18 protein-coding genes are annotated in these 21,019 nt (G+C 53.5%); 6 read left to right on the top strand and 12 right to left on the bottom strand.

Features of this window, described 5'->3' with window-relative positions:
* Positions 1-152 precede the first annotated feature (152 nt).
* Positions 153-1,055: a LysR family transcriptional regulator gene (locus OGY33_RS02410; RefSeq protein WP_003830973.1), complete on the top strand. Its 903-nt coding sequence runs from the start codon at positions 153-155 to the stop codon at positions 1,053-1,055.
* Here the strand turns inward: OGY33_RS02410 and malZ are convergent.
* From malZ to phoB, 5 genes are all read right to left on the bottom strand, one after another.
* Complete coding sequence (gene malZ / locus OGY33_RS02405; RefSeq protein ID WP_191238814.1) at positions 1,049-2,866, bottom strand: maltodextrin glucosidase; 1,818 nt, start codon at positions 2,864-2,866, stop codon at positions 1,049-1,051. The genes OGY33_RS02410 and malZ overlap by 7 nt on opposite strands.
* A 138-nt stretch (positions 2,867-3,004) precedes the next feature.
* Complete coding sequence (proY, locus tag OGY33_RS02400; RefSeq protein WP_003021504.1) at positions 3,005-4,378, bottom strand: proline-specific permease ProY; 1,374 nt, start codon at positions 4,376-4,378, stop codon at positions 3,005-3,007.
* 81 nt (positions 4,379-4,459) lie between these two features.
* On the bottom strand, positions 4,460-5,779 hold the full coding sequence (gene brnQ, locus OGY33_RS02395) for a branched-chain amino acid transporter carrier protein BrnQ (RefSeq protein WP_003021501.1): 1,320 nt from the start codon (positions 5,777-5,779) through the stop codon (positions 4,460-4,462).
* Between the two features lie 405 nt (positions 5,780-6,184).
* Positions 6,185-7,480, bottom strand: a complete 1,296-nt coding sequence (gene phoR / locus OGY33_RS02390) for a phosphate regulon sensor histidine kinase PhoR (RefSeq protein ID WP_191238815.1) — start codon at positions 7,478-7,480, stop codon at positions 6,185-6,187.
* Between the two features lie 50 nt (positions 7,481-7,530).
* Positions 7,531-8,220, bottom strand: coding sequence for a phosphate response regulator transcription factor PhoB (gene phoB / locus OGY33_RS02385; protein WP_003830970.1), 690 nt, complete (start codon positions 8,218-8,220; stop codon positions 7,531-7,533).
* 190 nt (positions 8,221-8,410) lie between these two features.
* On the opposite strand from phoB, the gene sbcD reads away from it, so the two are divergent.
* The 3 genes from sbcD to araJ all read left to right on the top strand — a co-directional run bounded on the left by sbcD (position 8,411) and on the right by araJ (position 14,118).
* Positions 8,411-9,613, top strand: coding sequence for an exonuclease subunit SbcD (gene sbcD / locus OGY33_RS02380; RefSeq protein ID WP_191238816.1), 1,203 nt, complete (start codon positions 8,411-8,413; stop codon positions 9,611-9,613).
* The gene (gene sbcC, locus OGY33_RS02375; RefSeq protein ID WP_191238817.1) at positions 9,610-12,753 is read left to right on the top strand and encodes an exonuclease subunit SbcC; all 3,144 of its coding nucleotides are present in this window, start codon (positions 9,610-9,612) and stop codon (positions 12,751-12,753) included. Before sbcD ends, sbcC begins: the two co-directional genes overlap by 4 nt.
* A 192-nt stretch (positions 12,754-12,945) precedes the next feature.
* Positions 12,946-14,118 carry an MFS transporter AraJ gene (araJ, locus tag OGY33_RS02370; RefSeq protein ID WP_048216350.1) on the top strand — a complete coding sequence of 391 codons (1,173 nt, stop codon included), beginning with the start codon at positions 12,946-12,948 and terminating at the stop codon, positions 14,116-14,118.
* Between the two features lie 27 nt (positions 14,119-14,145).
* On the opposite strand, the gene mak is transcribed toward araJ, so the two are convergent.
* Complete coding sequence (mak, locus tag OGY33_RS02365; protein WP_191238818.1) at positions 14,146-15,054, bottom strand: fructokinase; 909 nt, start codon at positions 15,052-15,054, stop codon at positions 14,146-14,148.
* A 91-nt stretch (positions 15,055-15,145) separates the two neighbouring features.
* Between mak and rdgC the strand changes: the two genes are divergently transcribed.
* A complete protein-coding gene (gene rdgC, locus OGY33_RS02360) occupies positions 15,146-16,057 on the top strand; it encodes a recombination-associated protein RdgC (protein WP_003021479.1) in 912 nt (303 codons plus the stop codon).
* A 50-nt stretch (positions 16,058-16,107) separates the two neighbouring features.
* Here rdgC and ppnP read toward each other — a convergent pair whose 3' ends face one another.
* From ppnP to OGY33_RS02335, 5 genes are all read right to left on the bottom strand, one after another.
* Entirely contained in the window at positions 16,108-16,392 is a 285-nt protein-coding gene (gene ppnP, locus OGY33_RS02355) for a pyrimidine/purine nucleoside phosphorylase (RefSeq protein WP_003021477.1), read from the bottom strand.
* Positions 16,393-16,463: 71 nt separating this feature from the next.
* The gene (locus OGY33_RS02350) at positions 16,464-17,141 is read right to left on the bottom strand and encodes an AroM family protein (RefSeq protein ID WP_003830963.1); all 678 of its coding nucleotides are present in this window, start codon (positions 17,139-17,141) and stop codon (positions 16,464-16,466) included.
* Positions 17,142-17,387: 246 nt separating this feature from the next.
* Positions 17,388-17,579 (bottom strand): protein YaiA, encoded by a 192-nt coding sequence (gene yaiA, locus OGY33_RS02345; protein WP_003021472.1) that lies wholly within the window; start codon positions 17,577-17,579, stop codon positions 17,388-17,390.
* 26 nt (positions 17,580-17,605) lie between these two features.
* Complete coding sequence (aroL, locus tag OGY33_RS02340) at positions 17,606-18,151, bottom strand: shikimate kinase AroL (RefSeq protein WP_008783910.1); 546 nt, start codon at positions 18,149-18,151, stop codon at positions 17,606-17,608.
* 186 nt (positions 18,152-18,337) lie between these two features.
* Positions 18,338-18,793, bottom strand: a complete 456-nt coding sequence (locus OGY33_RS02335) for a YaiI/YqxD family protein (protein ID WP_008783909.1) — start codon at positions 18,791-18,793, stop codon at positions 18,338-18,340.
* A gap of 207 nt (positions 18,794-19,000) precedes the next feature.
* On the opposite strand from OGY33_RS02335, the gene proC reads away from it, so the two are divergent.
* On the top strand, positions 19,001-19,810 hold the full coding sequence (gene proC, locus OGY33_RS02330) for a pyrroline-5-carboxylate reductase (protein WP_008783907.1): 810 nt from the start codon (positions 19,001-19,003) through the stop codon (positions 19,808-19,810).
* Between the two features lie 17 nt (positions 19,811-19,827).
* Here proC and adrA read toward each other — a convergent pair whose 3' ends face one another.
* Positions 19,828-20,943, bottom strand: coding sequence for a diguanylate cyclase AdrA (gene adrA, locus OGY33_RS02325; RefSeq protein WP_095533161.1), 1,116 nt, complete (start codon positions 20,941-20,943; stop codon positions 19,828-19,830).
* Positions 20,944-21,019: the final 76 nt, after the last annotated feature.

The raw sequence follows: 21,019 nt of genomic DNA, 5'->3' as shown, positions 1-21,019 counted from the left end.
ACTTACTATCCTGTGAAACTATTAATTTTGTGTTGCGATATATCCTAAACAACATCAAAAAAATGCGCATGACTCATCTAATTTATTCACTGGCATTGTTTTTCTTCATTCGGTACAACAGAAGGGTTTAATTTTCAGGATATTTTCTGCTTATGCGCATTAATCTGGATGTTTTGCTTATTCTCGACGCACTCGACAAACAGGGTTCATTTGCCGCAGCGGCCGAGTCGCTGTTTAAAACCCCTGCCGCACTCAGCTATATGATTCAGAAGCTGGAAAGCGATTTGAATATCGAGCTGCTTGACCGTTCCGGGCACCGGGCAAAATTTACCGATACCGGACAGATGATGCTGGAAAAAGGGCGTTTGCTGCTGAATGCGGCAAAAGATCTCGAAAAGCAGGCGGTACAGCTGAGTTCAGGCTGGGAAAAAGAGCTGGCAATTGCGCTGGACGACTCCTTCCCTTTCGCCGCGCTGTTGCCCATTATCGATGAATTTCATGCGCTGAATAAACAAACTCGCCTCAGTTTTACCCACCATACGCTGGCGGGCTCCTGGGAGGAGCTGACCCATAATGGAGCCGATATTATTCTGGGGGCAATTAATGAACCGCCAACGTCTGCAGCCTGGTCCTATAAAATGCTCGGCACGTTGGACAATGTGTTTGTCGTTGCGCCTGAGCATCCGCTGGCAGCAGCAGCAGACGGCCTGACCAACGAACAGTTATGCCTGCATCGGGCGATTGTTATCAGCGACAGCGCCCGCTTCTGCCATCCGTTACAAACCAATCTGATGGAGGAACAGGCGCAAATCCGCGTCGATGACTTCCACAGTAAGGTGATGCTACTACGAGCCGGTATGGGCTGCGGATTTCTCCCCCGCCATATTGCCAGCCCGTGGCTTACCACGGGCGAGCTGGTGGAAAAAACGGTTATCTCATTTCGCCAAAAAGACGTGGCTTATATGGCATGGCGCAATAACCGCGATGGGCTGGCACAGCGGTGGTGGCGGGAAACGCTGCTGGCAAGCCCGGAAATTGCGCGCTTATATCAATGACCTATCCATACTGAGGCGGAAATCGCCGGCAACGTCAGGATATCGTCGGCAAGCATGCCGTTGCCCTCTTTGTGCTGCCATTGACTCACGCTCAGTAATGGCGAGGCTGGCAGGACCACTTCACAAGCGTGGCCACGGTTAATCGCCACCATTACGCGCTGTCGGTTTAGCACGCGAACAAACACTACCACGTTATCCTCGGCGTAAATCACCTGGCAACCACCGTGGCGCAGCGCCTGATTCTGGTGGCGTAATTTTGCCAACCGCTGATACAACGCCAGCAGAGCAGCATCCTGTTTTTCAGGCTGCCACGGGAACGGTTTGCGACAAAACGGATCGTTGTTCCCGTCCAGCCCCACTTCGTCACCGTAGTAAATACAGGGCACGCCAGGCCAGGTAAACAGCCATACCACCGCTAGCGGTAACCGTGCGACGTCTTTACCGAGCAGAGATTTAAAGCGGGCGGTATCATGGCTGTCGAGCTGATTAAACATCCGCAGCTGTTGCTGATGCGACAACCCCGCGCGGTAGTTATCCATCCACGCCATACAGGTCTGGGCATCAATGGATTGCGGGTCGTATGAGATATCGGTATTGGCGAGGAATCCCCAGAGGGGGAAAGTAAAGCCGCGATAGTTCATGGCGGCATCTTCTGCATCAGCCTGCAACCACTGGCGCGCATCGCCAAAATGCTCACCCACCACATACGCCTCTGGCTGGGTTTCTTTTGCCGTCTGCGTAATTCCGGCCACATGTTGTAGGTTGTTACGTGCGCCTCCGGCCTCTCCCAGCATATGCACCACATCAAGACGCCAGCCGTCCATACTCCACGGCGCTTTCAGCCAGTGGCGGACGATACTGTCTTCACCACGATAAATTTCATTCACCAGGCTTTCCGAGGAAAAGTCCAGCTTAGGTAAGCTGGAATATCCCAGCCAGTCGAGCGCAACGCCGTCGGCTGAAAAATGATACCAATCGCGCCAGGGGGATTCTGGGTTATGGCACGCCCCGTCTGTTCCCCGATTATGTCGGTCAAACCAGGCGTGCGAATCGCCGCTATGGTTAAAGACGCCGTCGAGAATCAGACGCATGCCCTGCTGTTGGGTGTTGTGCCGCAGACGCAGTAGCGCCCTGTCGCCGCCAAATTGCGGATCAACATGACGGTAATCTTCGGTATCGTATTTATGCACGCTCGGGGCGGTAAAAACAGGATTCAGATACAGCGCCGTGACCCCTAACGTTTTCAGGTACGGTAGTTTTTCGCTGATGCCGTCCAAATCGCCGCCATAAAACGTAGAGCCACCGGCCTGAGCCGTAAGCGGTTCGTCCCATTCGCGCCGCACGATGTCGTGTCCGGCGGCGTGGTGGTAATAGACATTATCCTGTCCCGCTTCACGCGACTGGCTGCGGGCAAAACGGTCCGGGAAAATTTGATAGAAAATCTGATCGGCAACCCACTGCGGACCATTATCCGGCACATCAACCGCAAACTGCTCCAGACGAGCAGGCGGAAAACGGCCGAATCCCTGCGGGGTGAACCATAGCTGACGATCGGGCCAAAGTAATTTAAAGCTATAGCGTCGACGAGGCTGCCCGCTGGAGAGATCGATCGCCGCTCGCCACGCGGTCACGCCCAGCTGCGGCTGGCTGCGCTGCTTGTGCATAGCCAGCGAAATCTCTTCGTTATCGTTTTCTGCGCGTAGCGTCACCCGCTGGGGTGGATTTTCCCCCGCCAACCATAATGTAATCGTCAGTTGATCTTTGTTTTGCTTAACAAATGGGGCAACCGGAAGGTGCCAGGCGTTCAACATCACGTATCCCCTTTGATGATAATGACGTCACCTTGCCATAGCGAAGTGCAGGATCACTCCTCATCTTAACGTTTATTGGGGGAGGAGTTCGGGGGAGGAGAAACTTGCCGGGTAACGCAAAGCTACCCGGCAAAAATATTACTGTGCTTCAGCCAGTTGGCGCTCGCGACGGCGCTTGAATCCCCATCCGACCAGCAGCAGGACAATCCACGCAAAGCCGACGTACAGCGAAATACGGGTATCCGGATGATAGCCGATGAGCGCGATGATAAAGACCAGGAAAATCAGGCCAACAACGGTCGTCGTTACCCCACCCGGAACTTTAAATTTCAGCGCTTTGACCTCTTCCGGCGGCAGACGACGACGGAAAGCAATCTGCGACAACAGGATCATAATCCACACCCATACCGTGGCGAAAGTCGCCAAAGAGGCGATCACCAGGAAGACGTTTTCCGGCATGATGTAGTTAAGATACACCGCAAACAGCAGCGCGATAGTCATCACCATTACCGTCACCCACGGCACGCCACGACGCGACGTCTTGGCGAACATTTTCGGGGCACTGCCCTGCTCCGCCATGCCGTGTAGCATACGCCCCACACCGAAGACGTCAGAGTTAATAGCCGACAGCGACGCAGTCAGAACCACAAAGTTGAGGATCCCGGCAGCAAAGGTAATGCCCATATGCTGGAACGTCATAACGAACGGGCTACCGTCGGTACCCACCTGGTTCCACGGGTAGATAGACATAATGACGAACAGCGTCCCCACATAAAACACCAGGATACGCATTGGTACGGAATTGATGGCGCGCGGAATAGATTTTTCCGGGTCTTTGGCTTCGCCTGCGGTAATCCCGATAATCTCAATCCCGCCATAGGCAAACATCACCATTTGCAGCGACATCACCATGCCGAGCCAGCCGTTGCTGAAGAAGCCACCGTTGCTCCATAAGTTATGGATACCGGTAGGTTGCCCACCGTTGCCAATCCCCCAAATGATGATACCGAAACCGGCGACAATCATGATGATAATGGTGGCGACTTTGAAGAACGAGAACCAGAACTCCAGCTCACCAAATACCTTCACGCTCATCAGGTTGATGGCGCAGATAATCAGCACCACGCTGAGTACCCAAATCCAGTGCGGTACCGCCGGGAACCAGACGCCCATGTATATGCCGAAGGCTGTCACGTCGGCAATAGCGACAATCAGGATTTCAAAACAGTAGGTCCAGCCGGTAATGTAGCCTGCCAGCGGTCCGAGGTTTTCCTGCGCGTAGCGCGAGAAGGAGCTGGCTGCCGGGTTATGAACAGACATTTCGCCCAGCGCACGCATAATAATGTACGCCGCGACACCGCCGATAATATAGGCCAGCAATACGCTTGGCCCCGCCATTTTGATAGCGTCGGCCGAGCCGTAAAACAGCCCGGTACCAATTGCTGAACCTAATGCCATAAAGCGGATGTGCCGGGTGCTCAGCCCACGCTTTAGCTTGTTATTACTTTCCATCGATTCCTAACCTGTTAACACAATAAAAAAACCACGGGGCCATGTTAATAGCCCCGTGGTTAAAACTTATTGTCAGTGATATTAGTGTGCGCTGGAGGTCACTTGTCGACCCGCGGCGCGATCCCAGATAACTGCCAGGACCACCATCACGACTGTTGGCATCAACCACGCCAGCCCCTGCTCCGCCAGCGGTAAACGCTGGGTCCAGGCCGGTAACACGTCGCCAATTGCAGAAGCTTTAATGCCATCAAGGATACCAAAAATCAGGCTGATAAACATCGCAGGTGCAATGACGCGGGAAGAATTATGCCACCATGAGCGGGTAAAGCTTAATACAACCAGTGCGATACATGGCGGATAGATAGCCGTCAGCACCGGAATAGAGATCTGAATCAGATGGCTCAGACCCAGGTTAGAAACCACCATCGAGAAGCCGCCGAGGATAAATACCAGCGTACGATAAGACAGTGGAACGTACTGGGCAAAGAACTCTGCGCACGCACAGGTCAGGCCAACCGCGGTGACCAGACAGGCGATGAAAATCAGCGCAGCCAGCAGGAAGCTTCCTGCACCGCCAAAGGTGTGCTGAACATACGCATGCAGAATCGCCGCGCCGTTAGCAGACTGATCGACCAGAATCGCGCTATCTGAACCCAGACGGAACAGCGCGAGATACAGCAGCGTTAAGCCCACACCCGCCATTAAACCCGCCCAAACGGTGTAACGGGTCAGCAGACGCGCTTCAGTAACACCACGCGAGCGAGCGGCGTTAACGATAACAATACCAAACACCATCGCGCCCAGCGTATCCATGGTCAGATACCCGTTCACGAAGCCATTAGAAAACGCCGCAGTTTGATAGGCTTCCATCGCATTACTGATCGGGCCAGCTGGCCAGACGATTGCAGCGACAGACAGGACCACCAGTGCCAGAATTTTCAGCGGTGCCAGGAAATTGCCCACCGTATCCAGCAGTTTGCCCGGATAAAGCGAAACCAGAATGACAATCGCGAAATAGATAACGCTATAGATAAACAGCGGCAGCGCAGAGTCACCAGTCAGCGGTGCAATCCCGACTTCGAAAGAGACCGTCGCGGTACGCGGGGTAGCAAATAACGGCCCAACGGCCAGATAGCAAACGGTCGCCAGCAGCAGACCGGCAACTTTACCGATAGGCGTGCTCAGTCGGTCCACACCACCGCCGACTTTCGCCAGCGCAACAACGGTAAGTACCGGCAGGCCAACGGCCGTAATCAAAAAGCCAAAAGCCGCAGTCCAGACGTGTTCACCTGCCTGCAAACCAACCATTGGGGGGAAGATGATGTTACCTGCACCAACGAACAGTGCAAATGTCATAAATCCCAAAGCGATAATATCGCGCGATTTTAACTGATGGGTCATAAAGTCTTACTGCCTGTGGATGTGGTGTTGAAAATAGTAAATTTTTGCCTTTCCCTGGGGGACAATACAGCGGCATTTTTGCTCAATTCCAGCGGGAAACACTCCCGACCTGGCGCGGCGAAGAATAGTTTTTCGATTTACCGCGTAAATGCAGTCGGTATGACAGCACCTGGAGCGCAATTTAAACGCTTATAACGTTTTAAAGCAAGGTGGGATCCAAAAACCAGAACAATATAGCGATATGAAAAATAGGGTTAGCACAAAACACCATTTCATGGAAAAAGGTATGGGTAATAGTTCGAACAAAAAACAATCAAACGTTGTGAAATTCAGGAGGCATCTATTGACCATATAAAAAAAACCAGCTTGCGCTGGCTTTTGGAAAGATTATCTTACGAATACGTCTTAGCCGTTACTTTTGGCAATGAAACGTTCCGGGATCATGAAACTAAATCGCGTCCCTTTGCCTGGTTCGCTTTCGATGTTCAAACGGCTGTCGTGATGATGCAGCGCATGTTTCACGATAGCCAGACCCAGCCCGCTACCGCCCGTTTGTCGCGATCTCGCCTTATCCACACGATAAAAACGTTCGGTCAAACGTGGAATATGCTCGGGGGCAATGCCCGGACCGTTGTCTTCCACGCAAAACTCCGCCCCCGACGCCACATGCTGCCAGCGTACGGTAATATGCGTTCCCGCTGGTGTGTGGTTCACCGCGTTGTACACGAGATTCGAGATAGCACTACGCAACTGCTCCTCGTTGCCTCGCACGTTCAGGCTGTTATCGACATCAAAGGTAAACGTATGTTTATGCTGGCTCAGGGTTTGCGCTTCGTGCTCGATCACGCGCAGCATCATGGGCACATCGACTTTCTCATTCAGCTGCAACGTCGGCGCAGCTTCAATTTTTGACAGCGTCAGCAGCTGCTTCACCAGGCCTTCCATACGGTACGTTTGCTCACGCATGGTATGCAATGCTTTTTCGCGCGTTGTCCCTTCCAGCGGGTGCTCCTGCATCATTTCCAGGTAGCCTTGCAACACCGTCAGCGGTGTGCGCAACTCATGGCTGGCGTTGGCGAAAAAGTTACGCCGTGAACCTTCCAGTTGGTGCATCTGGGTAACGTCGCGCGCCACCATCAACAATTGCTTATCGGTATAGGGCATCACGCGAATTTCCAGATGCCGTCCGGTATTTAGCACCAGATTGATTGGCCGGCTAAAATCGCGCGTTTTCAGATATTGTGTGAATTCCGGGTAGCGCAGCAGGTTAAGAATATTTTGCCCGCTATCGTCCGGCCAACGCAGTCCCAGAATCTGCTGAGCCAGTCCGTTACACCAGAAGATACCGCCTTCTTCGGTGGTCAACACCACCGCGTCGGGTAGTGATTCCGCCCCGCTGCGAAAACGTTTAATCAGGTTACCCAGTTCTCGACGGCGCTTTTTGTTGCGAAGCTGCATTTGATGCAGCCCATATAACAACGGCTCCCAACTGCCTCGCCCCGGTGGCGGCGTCATACTTCTGTCGACCCATAACCACCAGGATAAACGTAATAAATTCCAGAAATGCCAGATAAGCAGGCCCGTTACCGACGCCAGTAAAAACCAGGGCAGGTAACCGAAAAAAGCGCTAAGGATAAATGCCGGTATGCAGCACAGGATCAGCTCCAGTACCAACCTTTTCCATGACAATCGTTCTAGCAAACGTCTTACTCCATTAACGGCCTAATCCATCAGGCCCTGATTCTTGTCAGTCAGAAGCGGGTCGAAAAACGATATCCCGTCCCGCGAACTGTCTGCACCATTCGATCGTGTCCGCTGTGCTCCAGCGCTTTACGTAAGCGGCGGATATGCACATCCACTGTCCGGTCTTCTACGTAGACATTGGTTCCCCAGACATGATTGAGGAGTTGTTCACGGCTGTAGACGCGCTCGGGGTGAGTCATAAAGAAGTGCAACAGTTTGAATTCGGTCGGCCCCATATCCAGCGGTTCTTCGCCGGTCATCACGCGATGCGAAGTGGGATCAAGACTCAGCCCCTGCATCTCAATAACCTCTTCCACCGCCATGGGGGAAATACGACGCAGCACAGCTTTAATACGCGCCACCAGCTCCTTGGGAGAAAACGGCTTGGTAATATAATCATCCGCACCGGTTTCCAGACCCCGGACGCGATCTTCCTCTTCTCCCCTCGCCGTCAGCATCATCACGGGGATGTCCCGCGTCATGGCTTCGCGCTTGAGATGCTTAATAAACTGTAGACCCGAGCCGCCGGGAAGCATCCAGTCAAGCAGGACGAGATCCGGCCAGGGTTCATTGAGTTGGTTCACAGCACTGTCATAGTCTTCGGCTTCTACGGGTTGAAAACCGTTTTGCTCGAGCACGAAGCAGACCATTTCACGAATTGGAGCTTCATCTTCTACGACCAGAATACGTCTCGCCATGATTTGCCCTGTTTATAATTAAATCGTTTGCCATCAATACGGTGCCATTATGCGTCAGTTTTATGACAGATTTATGAAAAGATAGTCCAGGTTTAACGCAGCCAGACGAATTATGACAGCCCGGAGACAAGATATTACCGTCCTTGAAAGGTTATAATCCCCGCCACTGTTTTATCGTCATGGAACTCTTATGCGCATCCTTCACACGTCTGACTGGCATCTGGGCCAAAATTTCTACAGCAAGAGCCGCGCCGCTGAACATCAGGCCTTTCTCGACTGGCTGCTGGAGACGGCACAATCCCAGCAGGTGGATGCCATTATTGTGGCGGGCGATATTTTCGATACCGGCTCACCGCCAAGCTACGCCCGTGAGCTGTATAACCGTTTTGTCGTCAATCTGCAGCAAACTGGCTGTCATCTGGTCGTGCTGGCAGGCAACCACGATTCTGTCGCCACGCTCAATGAATCCCGCGATATTCTGGCGTTTCTCAACACCACGGTCGTTGCCAGCGCCGGCCATGCGCCGCAGGTGCTGCCGCAACGTGATGGCACGCCGGGAGCAATCCTGTGTCCGGTTCCTTTCTTACGACCACGTGACATCATTACCAGCCAGGCCGGGCTAACCGGACAAGAAAAACAGCAGCATCTGCTGGGGGCGATCACCGACTATTACCAGCAGCAGTATCAGGACGCCTGCACGCTGCGTGGCGATCGAAACCTGCCCATCATTGCTACCGGGCATTTGACCACCGTTGGCGCCAGTAAAAGTGACGCCGTACGTGACATTTATATCGGTACGCTGGACGCCTTTCCGGCGCAAAACTTTCCACCCGCGGACTACATCGCACTGGGGCATATTCACCGGGCGCAGATTATCGGCGGCACGGAACATATTCGCTACTGCGGTTCACCGATTGCCCTCAGTTTTGACGAGTGCGGCAAAAGCAAATGTGTACATCTGGTGAATTTCGAAGCGGGGAGACTCAGCGCCGTTGAAAATCTCACCGTACCGGTCACCCAGCCGCTTGCGGTATTGAAAGGCGATTTAGCCGCCATTACCGCCCAGCTTGAGCAGTGGCGTAACGTGCCACAAGAGCCGCCGATATGGCTGGATATTGAAATCACCACCGACGACTATCTGCATGACATGCAACGTAAGATCCAGGCCTTAACCGAAGATTTACCGGTCGAGGTGTTATTAGTGCGCCGTAGTCGAGAACAACGTGAACGTATTATGGCCAATGAACGACGCGAAACGTTAAGCGAGCTAAGCGTAACGGAAGTTTTTGACCGCCGCCTGGCGTTGGAAGAGCTCGAGGAGCCTCAGCGCAAGCGGTTGAATCAGCTGTTTAGCGCAACCTTACACACGCTTGCCGGGGAGAGTGAAGCATGAAAATTCTCAGCCTGCGCCTGAAGAACCTCAACTCCCTGAAGGGAGAATGGAAAGTCGATTTCACAGCAGAACCTTTTGCCAGCAACGGGTTGTTCGCCATTACCGGGCCAACGGGCGCGGGGAAAACCACCCTGCTGGACGCGATTTGCCTCGCCCTGTACCACGAAACACCGCGCCTGAATACCGTGTCACAGTCGCAAAACGACCTGATGACCCGCGACACCGCGGAGTGTCTGGCCGAGGTCGAGTTTGAGGTGCGCGGCGAAGCCTACCGCGCATTCTGGAGCCAGAACCGGGCACGCAACCAACCTGAGGGCAATCTGCAGGTCCCACGCGTAGAGCTGGCCCGCTGCGCGGACGGTAAAATCCTCGCCGATAAAGTCAAAGACAAGCTGGAGATGACCGCCGAGCTTACCGGGCTGGATTACGGGCGTTTTACCCGTTCGATGCTGCTGTCTCAGGGCCAGTTTGCCGCCTTTCTTAATGCCAAACCGAAAGAGCGCGCCGAGCTTCTGGAAGAGTTAACTGGTACTGAGATCTACGGCCAAATCTCCGCCATGGTGTTTGAAAAGCACAAGTCAGCGCGTACGGAGCTGGAAAAACTGCAGGCCAAGGCCAGTGGCGTGGCGCTGTTAGCACCAGAGCAGGTGCAGTCCCTGACGGAAAGTTTGCAGGTACTTACTGACGAAGAAAAACAATACCTTACCAGCCAACAAACCCAGCAACAGCACTTCAACTGGCTTATTCGGCAAAATGAGCTTCAGACGGACATAAACCGCCACCAGCAGGCATTACAGGCAGCACTTCAGGCGCAAGAAGACGCGCAGCCGCAGCTGGCAGCGCTGAGCCTGGCGCAGCCGGCCAGAGCATTGCGCCATCACTGGGAGCGAATCCAGGAACAAACGGCTACTATCGAGCGTACGCGTCAGAAGATTCAGGAAGTGAATGCTCGCTTACAAAGCAGCTTAGCGCTGCGCGGACGCATCCGTCAGCAGGCGCACACGCAGTCAGCCGCTATGCTGGCCGAACAACAGACGTTAACCGACTGGCTGAACGAGCATGACCGCTTCCGCTTATGGAGTAGCGAACTGGCTGGCTGGAAAGCGCTGCTGGCGCAACAGTCCGACGCCAGCACCCAGCTACGCCAGTGGCAGCAGCTGCGGGAGAATGACACACGTAAGCTCGATGCACTGGCGCTTCCTGCACTGACGCTTTCGCCGCAGGAAGTGACAGAAGCGCTGGCGCAACATGTGCAGCTTCGTCCGCTACGCCAGCGGCTCAGTAATCTGCACGGGCAAATCGCCCCGAAGCAAAAGCAGCTGGCACAGTTACGCGCTACGCTTGTACAACGTCAGCAAGAACTGACCCAGCGCAACGCGGTACTCGCCGAGAAACGCCAGCGCTATAAAGATAAAAACCAGCAGCTTACCGATGTGAGACTCATTTGCGAGCAGGAAGCCCGCATCAAAGATCTGGAAAGCCATCGGGCATTACTGGAATCCGGCAAACCTTGTCCGCTTTGTGGCTCTACTACACATCCGGCTATCGAGCGTTACCAGACGCTTGAGCTGAGCGTAAATCAGGCACGACGTGAAGCGCTGGAAAAAGAGGTCAAAACGCTGGCCGATGAGGGCTCAACCCTGCGCGGGCAGCTTGAGGCGATAACGCAGCAACTTCAGCGCGATGAACATGAAGCACAGAGGCTTTCTCAGGAGGAGCAAGCACTTACTCAAGAGTGGCTGACCGTTACCGCCAGCCTCAACGTATCGCTACAACCGCAGGATGACATTGCCCCGTGGCTGGCCGCTCAGGAAGAGTACGAACAACAGCTCCACCAGTTAAGCTTGCGTCATACCCTGCAGGCGCAAATCGCCGCGCATACCGAACAGATTACTCAACTCCAACAGCATATTGACCAGCGCCAGGCGACGTTAACCTCAGAGCTGGACCGTCATGGCCTGGCCCTTCCGCCCGAGGATGAAGTCTCCTCATGGTTAAGCGAACGGGCGAACGAAGCGCAAATGTGGCAACAGCGCCAGAATGAACTGACTGAGTTACAGGCCCGGATTGCCCAGCTTGCGCCGCTGCTGGAAACGCTGCCAGAATCTGAGGTGCTTTCTGAAAACATTGAGGATCTGTCGCTGGAAAACTGGCGGCAGGTGCACGACGATTGCCTCTCTTTACAGGGACAGTGGCAAACCTTGCAGCAGCAAGAAGCACAGGACGTTCAGCACGCCGCAGAAATTCAGGCACAATTTGCTGCCGCATTGCAGGCCAGTATCTTTGACAATCGTGACGCCTTTATCGCCGCCCTGCTGGATGAAGAGACCTTCAACCGTCTTGAGCAGTTGAAACAATCGCTGGAAGTCCAGCAACAACAGGCACAAACGCTGCTTAATCAGGCCCAGCAGGCGCTGGCGACTCATCAACAGCAGCAACCAACCGGGGTGGATCTCACGCTCACGGCACAACATCTTCGCGACACGCTGGCGCAGCTCACCCAACTGCTGCGGGATAACACCACTCGTCAGGGAGAAATTCGCCAGCAACTCAGGCAGGATGCTGAAAACCGCCAGCAACAGCAGGCGCTGATGCAGGAGATTGATAACGTCGCGCAACAGGTCGAAGACTGGGGCTATCTGAATGCGCTGATCGGCTCGAAAGAGGGAGATAAGTTCCGCAAATTTGCCCAGGGACTGACGCTGGATAACCTGGTCTGGCTTGCCAACAACCAGTTAACCCGTCTACACGGTCGCTATCTGTTGCAGCGCAAGGCCAGCGAAGCGCTGGAGCTGGAGGTGGTCGATACCTGGCAAGCCGATGCGGTGCGTGACACGCGTACGCTCTCCGGCGGCGAGAGCTTCCTGGTGAGTCTGGCGCTGGCGCTGGCATTGTCCGATCTGGTCAGCCACAAAACACGAATTGACTCCCTGTTCCTCGACGAAGGCTTCGGCACGCTGGACAGCGAAACGCTGGATACCGCTCTGGACGCGCTGGATGCGCTCAACGCTAGCGGTAAAACCATTGGCGTGATCAGCCACGTCGAAGCAATGAAAGAACGCATTCCGGTGCAGATCAAAGTGAAAAAAATCAACGGTCTGGGCTACAGCAAACTCGACAAAATGTTTGCGGTGGAGTAATCGGCCAGCGGATGTGGTGTCACAGGCCGGATAAGCGTCATCGCTATCCGGCACGCTATGTAGCACAATAATGCATACTCAGGGACGGATATGAAATGGCATTCCACTTCGCTTATCCGCAAGCTATCGCTATTGGCGGCGAACGTTCGCCGCTATGACGCACATCCTGCGTCTTTCTTGTTGGCAGGTGGTATGAAAAAAGTCATTTTCTCTTTAGCGCTGGGAACATTTGGGCTGGGCATGGCCGAGTTTGGCATCATGGGCGTTCTCACCGAATTGGCGCGGGACGTGGGAATTTCCATTCCTGCCGCTGGCCATATGATTTCGTTTTACGCCTTTGGCGTGGTGCTTGGCGCGCCCATTATTGCACTCTTTTCCAGCCGCTTTTCGCTCAAGCATATTCTGCTGTTTTTGGTCACGCTGTGTGTGATTGGCAACGCCATTTTTACCCTCTCCTCCTCGTATTTTATGCTGGCGGTGGGCAGGCTGGTTTCAGGCTTCCCGCACGGCGCGTTTTTTGGCGTTGGCGCAATTATCCTGTCGAAGCTCGCCCGCCCGGGAAAAGTCACCGCCGCTGTCGCGGGCATGATTTCGGGGATGACCGTTGCCAATCTGGTTGGCATTCCCGTCGGCACCTGGCTGAGTCAGGAATTTAGCTGGCGCTATACGTTCCTGCTGATTGCCGTCTTTAATATCGCCGTGATGGTCTCGGTCGCTTTTTGGGTGCCCAACATCAGCGATGAAGCAAAAGGAAACCTGCGCGAACAATTTCACTTTTTGAAAAGCCCCGCCCCGTGGCTCATTTTCTCCGCCACCATGTTTGGTAACGCCGGGGTTTTCGCCTGGTTCAGCTACGTCAAACCGTACATGATGTTCATCTCCGGCTTTTCCGAAGCGCTGATGACCTTCATCATGATGCTGGTAGGATTAGGAATGGTGTTGGGAAATCTGCTGAGCGGTCGGCTGTCTGGTCGCTATACGCCGCTGCGCATTGCGGTGATAACCGACTTCGTGATTGTGCTGGCTCTGCTGTTGCTCTTTGCCTTTGGCGGGATCAAAGCCGCGTCGCTGACCTTCGCCTTTATTTGCTGCGCGGGCCTGTTTGCCCTGTCGGCACCGCTGCAAATTTTGCTGCTGCAAAATGCTAAAGGAGGGGAGCTGCTGGGTGCGGCTGGCGGGCAAATTGCCTTTAATCTCGGTAGCGCGATTGGCGCTTACTGCGGTGGCATGATGCTGACGCTGGGCTTTGCCTACAACTACGTGACGCTGCCGGCGGCACTGCTGTCGTTTTCTGCGATGTCGTCACTGCTGCTGTACGGTCGCCTGAAGCGCGCAGTCCCCCAGATGACACACGCTGCCGGATAGCATCTGCGCTACCCGGCTACGCGAACCTTACTCCTGCGGCCACAGCCAGGCCGCACCGCGTACACCGCTGGAATCCCCGTGTAGCGCCTTGCGTAGAGGCGTTTCGCACTCGCCACCAAAGACAAACTGCTTAATCAACGCCGGAACGTTTTGATACAGTCGGTCGACATTGCTCATTCCGCCACCCAGCACAATGACGTCCGGATCGAGAATGTTCACCACATGTGCCAGTGATTTCGCCAGACGACGCTCATAGCGGCTCAAAGCCTGCTCCGCTAGAGCATCCTGCGCAGTAACAAGGCTGATAATTTCACTGCCTTTGAGCGGCTTACCGCTCAGACGCTGGTAGTCGGTGGCAAAGCCGGTCCCGGAAATGAAGGTTTCAATGCAGCCTTGTTTACCGCAATAACAGGGGACTTCCTGTCGGAACAGCAGCTCATCTTCGTCCATCCATGGCAGCGGATTATGCCCCCACTCGCCCGCGGTACCGTTACCACCCGTGTGCGCCCGACCATTCAGTGCCACGCCTGCGCCACATCCGGTGCCGATAATCACCGCAAACACGGTTTGCGCCCCGGCCGCCGCACCATCCACCGCTTCTGAAACCGCCAGACAGTTGGCATCATTTGCCAACCGCACTTCACGATTCAGACGCGAACTCAGGTCTTTGTCAAAAGGTTGTCCGTTAAGCCAGGTCGAGTTGGCATTCTTTACCACCCCGGTGTAAGGCGAGATTGAACCTGGAATGCCCATTCCCACGGTTCCCGTCTGCCCGGTGGCGTTTTCCGCCATCTCCACCAGCGTGGCGATGGTTTCTATCGTTTGCCGATAATCATCACGCGGCGTGGGCAGGCGATGGCGAAAAAGCTGTTCGCCCGCCTCGCCAAGCGCAATAACTTCCGTTTTCGTACCGCCCAAATCGATACCTATACGCACTGTTTGCTCCTCTTCCCGATTAACAATGCAAGCATAGCGACAATTCGCTATCATGCCCGCTGGATTTAACGACAAGGCCGTGGAAATTATCATGCTGTGGTTCAAAAATTTAATGGTTTACCGTCTTAGCCGCGATGTTTCTTTGCGTGCCGAAGAGATGGAAAAACAGCTGGCATCAATGACGTTCACCCCTTGCGGTAGCCAGGATATGGCAAAAATGGGCTGGGTTCCGCCGATGGGATCGCACAGCGATGCATTAACGCATACCGCCAATGGCCAAATTATTATCTGCGCCCGCAAAGAAGAAAAAATTCTGCCGTCGCCGGTTATCAAACAGGCGCTGGAAGCCAAAATATTCAAACTGGAAGCTGAGCAAGGTCGCAAACTTAAGAAGACCGAAAAAGACTCGCTGAAAGATGAAGTTCTGCACTCATTGCTGCCGCGCGCCTTTAGCCGCTTCAGCCAGACAATGATGTGGATCGATACCGTCAACGATCTGATCATGGTTGATTGTGCGAGCGCGAAAAAAGCCGAAGATACGCTGGCGCTGCTGCGTAAGAGTCTCGGTTCGCTGCCGGTCGTTCCGCTGACGATGGAAAACCCTATTGAGCTGACGCTGACCGAATGGGTTCGCTCCGGCACCACGGCGCAGGGCTTCCAACTGCTGGATGAAGCTGAACTGAAAGCGATCCTTGAAGACGGCGGTGTGATCCGCGCGAAAAAGCAGGATCTGGTCTGCGACGAAATCGCCGTGCATATCGAAGCGGGCAAACTGGTTACTAAGCTGGCCCTCGACTGGCAGCAGCGCATTCAGTTCGTTATGTGTGACGACGGCTCCATTAAGCGTCTGAAGTTTAGCGACGAGCTGCGCGATCAGAACGAAGATATCGACCGCGAAGATTATGCTCAGCGTTTTGATGCCGATTTCATCCTGATGACAGGTGAACTGGCGGCGCTGATTAAAAGTCTGGTGGAAGGATTAGGCGGCGAAGCGCAACGTTAAGCCGTGTTTAGCGAATGGCGACTCAATATCGCCATTCGTCATTTTTACGCTTACAGGTAACGGCAAAGATAGGATGTTGGCTCTGCTACCTGCAGATGAAACTCGCTGTTGCCCGGTACGTTAAACACGTCTCCTGCGGCATACACTTTCCACTCGGTTTCCCCTGGCAGCAGCACGTTCAGTGCGCCACTTACTACCGTCATCTCTTCAGGCGCCGCAGTACCAAAGGTATATTCACCTTCAGCCATCACGCCTACACTGGCGCGGCCAGTACTGCTGCTGGTAAAACCGATCGATTTTACTTTGCCGGAAAAGTATTCATTACTTTGAAGCATACAACTGGCCCTATCTCGTGATTAAGTTAGGAACCAATATAGGGGGCTGATGTTCCACCTGTCACGCAAAATTACGCCAGCAATTCCGAAGCCAGTCGAGCAATCAACACATTGGACAGCAAAACCGGGACATCCAGCGACTTTTGCAGTAAATCACGATGACGTTGATGAAACCCCAGGCAGTCCAGCATAAGAACATCAGCACCTTGCTCAAGGAGATATTTCCCGGCATCAATCAGCTGTTGTTCAGAACCTTCTACTGGATTCGCCACGGCGTACACTGGCGGAGTTTGTAACACCTGCCACTTTTGTGTCTGGGCTTTGAGCAATTCAGCAACAGGTACAATGACCCCAACCTGATGCCCTTCGACAATTGAAGCCACTAACGGGGGAATAATGCGTATGGGTTCCAACAAGATACTATTGCGGGCGGTCAGACGGGTGATTGAGGCGGTACTCATCAGCAGGATCACATCAAATCCCTGATTATCGAGAACCTCCACAATGCTTTGCAGCGAGCGTTCCACTTTCTGGCGTGAGACATGAGCAAGTTGGTGGTCGCTAAGCAGCGTTAATAACAGCTCGTCACCGGGTGAAGCCCCGTACTCGGCCATCACATCTTCTCGCTGCATCTGCCCCAGCAGACTGTGGTGAGTAATGTGCTGTTCATCAATATATTCCGTCAGGAGCGGTAACATCTCACACATCGGCACAACGCCAATCGTGAGGATAGCCAACGACGTACTCATTTGTTGCTCCACCGTCTTCTTACTTTGCTGTGAAATCCCGGATAAGAGCCGGGCGCTGACCTGTGCTACAAATGCTCAAAAGCGTAGCAGTAGATCGGCGGTGTATTGTGTAAAGATTCCAGATCATTCCAGTACTGGATTGTTATTGTTTAATTTTCAATTTTTACTGTATACGGCGAAATTTAAAAAAATGTGATGCGCGCCCGGACTGGCACTTTTAAGACTCGTGCCAGAGCGGTCTTCATATCAGGTTTTATCGGGGTCTTCGTAGCGTTTTTTAGCATCCATCGCTTCCTGAGCCGAAGGATGCTCACTGATCAACGAATTCGGTTTAGGGTGATCGGCACGAAGTTGATACCAGGTTACCGTCTGGCCTGGCGTCCCTTTTTCAACCGTAACAATGGTCGCTTGACGTGGGTAAGGTGGTTGTGTCGGCATAATTCTTCCTTTTCACTGGATGAACATTAAGTATAGACACCGCCCTGCAACCGTGGCGCTGCCTGCGCCAGTATCCCAAGAATGTCTTCCACTACCTGCGAAGGTGGATTGGTGGCATCAACGATATAGTGCGCAGCCTCACGATACAAAACATCGCGCTGGGCGAGCACTTCCTGAACCTCTTCGGTCAACGGTTTGCCGGTTAGAGTCGGTCGCAATCCTTCTTCAGGCGTGGCCTCCAGACGATCAACCAGTACCGATACCGGTGCGCTTAGATAGATAACCACGCCGTGGCTGCGCATGTAATGGCGATTAAATTCGGTAAGAATGATACCGCCGCCGGTCGCAACAACCGTGGCAGGAGCTGTGACAGCCTGCAGAGCGGTCGTTTCCTGTGCACGAAACCCTTCCCATCCTTCTCTTTCGACGATTTCCGCCACGGTCATTTGCACGTGCGATTGCAACCAGCGATCGGTATCAACGAACTGGAAATCAATAGCCTTTGCCAGCGCCATACCGGTTGTCGTCTTACCACACCCCCGGGGGCCAACAAGAAAAAGAGGTTGCGTCATCACAGAATTTCCCCAGAGAGCCGCCAACAAGCGGGATCTGATGCGGTTAAAAATATAATCATATCATCAAACTAGTACATCGCCAAAACCGTAAAGAAAAAATTACAGAAAGAATGGCAAGATGAGTCAACCCCTACTATAACAAGAATTCACAATGAATAAAGTGTAAATAATAAATTACACACTCTATTTTCTACGCTGAACTTCCAGCCACCACTTATCCAGTTCAGCCGCAAAATGCTGTCTGTCGCGGGGCGAAAGGCTGTCCGGCCCCCCGGTCTGGATACCGCTGGCACGCAGTGTATCCATAAAATCACGCATCATCAGACGCTCACGGATCGTCGCTTCGGTATAACGTTCGCCGCGCGGGTTAAGCGCTGCCGCACCTTTTTCAATCACTTCAGCCGCCAGCGGAATATCTGCCGTTATCACTAAATCACCGGCGCTGCACTGACGCACAATCTCGTTATCAGCCACGTCAAAGCCCGCAGGCACACGTAATGTGCTGATGAAACGCGAAGGCGGGACGCGCAGGCTTTGGTTGGCCACCAAAACAAGCGGCATTTGCATGCGCTCAGAGGCGCGGTACAAAATGTCTTTAATCACATTCGGACACGCATCGGCATCCACCCATATTGTCATAGCTTCTCCCCACTGGTGTGCTGTCGCACATTGTCGCGTGCTTTTACTTTCAGGCAAAGTGCTGTTTCTCCTTCTGAACATATTCATTCCGCGCTAAGCTTAGCTTTCCCAGATTTACCCTAAATAATTCGGGTTGCAGCCAACGCACATGCAACTTGAAGTATGACGGGTATAAAACAATGAATATCATCCATAGGGAGTGACAAGATGGACAAGAAAATTGGTTTTATCGGCTGCGGTAATATGGGCAAAGCCATTCTTGGCGGCATGATCGCCAGCGGCCAGGTTCTCCCCGGACAAATCTGGGTCTACACCCCTTCCCCCGATAAGGTCGCCGCGCTACACGACCAGTACGGCATTAATGCGGCGCAGTCTGCACAAGAAGTCGCGCAAATCGCTGATATTGTTTTTGGGGCCGTAAAACCAGGCATCATGATTAAGGTGCTGAGTGAAATTACCTCCAGCCTGAACAAAGATTCCCTGGTCGTCTCGATTGCCGCAGGCGTCACTCTCGATCAGCTGGCCCGTGCCCTGGGTCACGACCGTAAAATCATTCGCGCGATGCCAAACACGCCGTCGCTGGTGAACGCCGGAATGACCTCCGTCACGCCGAACGCCTTAGTCACGCCAGAAGAAACAGCCGACGTGCTGAATATCTTCCGCTGCTTTGGTGAAGCAGAAGTCATTGCGGAGGCAATGATTCATCCGGTCGTTGGCGTCAGCGGTTCAGCACCGGCCTATGTATTTATGTTTATCGAAGCGATGGCTGATGCCGCCGTTCAGGGGGGGATGCCCCGCGCGCAGGCTTATAAATTTGCAGCACAAGCGGTAATGGGTTCGGCGAAAATGGTTCTGGAAACGGGTAAACATCCTGGCGAATTGAAGGATATGGTGTGCTCGCCAGGTGGAACCACCATTGAGGCGGTACGCGTCCTGGAAGAACGCGGTTTCCGTTCATCGGTGATTGAAGCGATGATTAAGTGCATGGAGCAGTCGGAAAAACTCAGCCGCTCCTGAGTTAACACCGCCGGACGTCAGGCCGCCGCTTCAGTGCGGTTACGTCCGGAATTCTTTGCTTTGTAGAGAGCCATATCTGCTGATTTTAACCATTCTCGATAGTGTTCAGTTTCAGACGTCAGCGGCGCAACGCCCACGCTAATGCGCAGGTCAACCTGCGGCGCGCAAGATAAACGCAGTTGGGTAAGCCGTTCGTGAACACGAGACATCGCTGCAATCGCGCTGCTCGCTGACGTGCCACACATGATTACCGCAAACTCATCACCGCCAAAGCGACCAATCACATCGCTACCGCGTAAGGTCATCTGTAACTGGCGGGTCAGTGCAACAATGGCCTGATCCCCGACGTCATGGCCCCAGGTATCATTGATACTCTTAAAATGGTCGATATCGATGATAAGGAGCGTGGCATCACGCTGATGGCGGCGGCAATTATCAAATTCATTCCGCAGCAACAGTTCCCAATGACGTCGGTTATAAACTCCGGTCATCCCATCTCGCGTACTCATAACCTGTAAGCGACGTTTATGTTCTGCCAGCCTGATGAGCGTCTGGTAACTCACCCAGGCAAACAGCAACGGGTAAACCACTAACACCGGCAGAGACAGCAGCACACTCAGTTGCGTACTGCTAAAAGCCACGGGAATATCCGTTAACTGTAACGTCACCAGGCAGGAAACCACCATCAACACGGCGCCTGCGATGAAGACACGCATACCCCCTGCGCCCATCAGGTTGATACAGATAATCATCAACAGCGCCGTGGATGGCAGCAAGTTTATCCCCATAATCCCCATCCACATCCCGGCGAGGATGGCATCGGCTTTTAAGTTGGTATATTCGCTATGCAGTGGATCGATAGCTTTACTTGCCAATTGCCATGCCAGATGCGGCCAGACAAACGCCCATCCCACCAGCAAAAGCCACCAGCCTCCGGTTATTGGCTGAGAAACTAATACCGACGCGATAGGGAAAAACATTCCCCCCAGTCCCACCGCTCGCGGCAGCCTGATTCGTCGGGCAAATCGCAGACCGGAACGTTGGTGGTCATTTTGATGAAGCAATATAAATGCTTCATTCGGGACGACCTTCTTTTGATAAAAGTTTTCATCATTCATCGTATTTGGGAATATTCTGAAACAAATTTCCCAAATTATAGGAAGGGGTCTGGTGGCGGAAGTATGATATTTCGGGTGAGCGATTTTACCT

The sequence above is a fragment of the Citrobacter sp. Cpo032 genome, assembly GCF_030332975.1.
GTDB lineage: Bacteria > Pseudomonadota > Gammaproteobacteria > Enterobacterales > Enterobacteriaceae > Citrobacter > Citrobacter portucalensis.
Note: the sequence above shows the minus strand (reverse complement) of the source record. Positions and strands in the feature narration are given on the sequence as shown.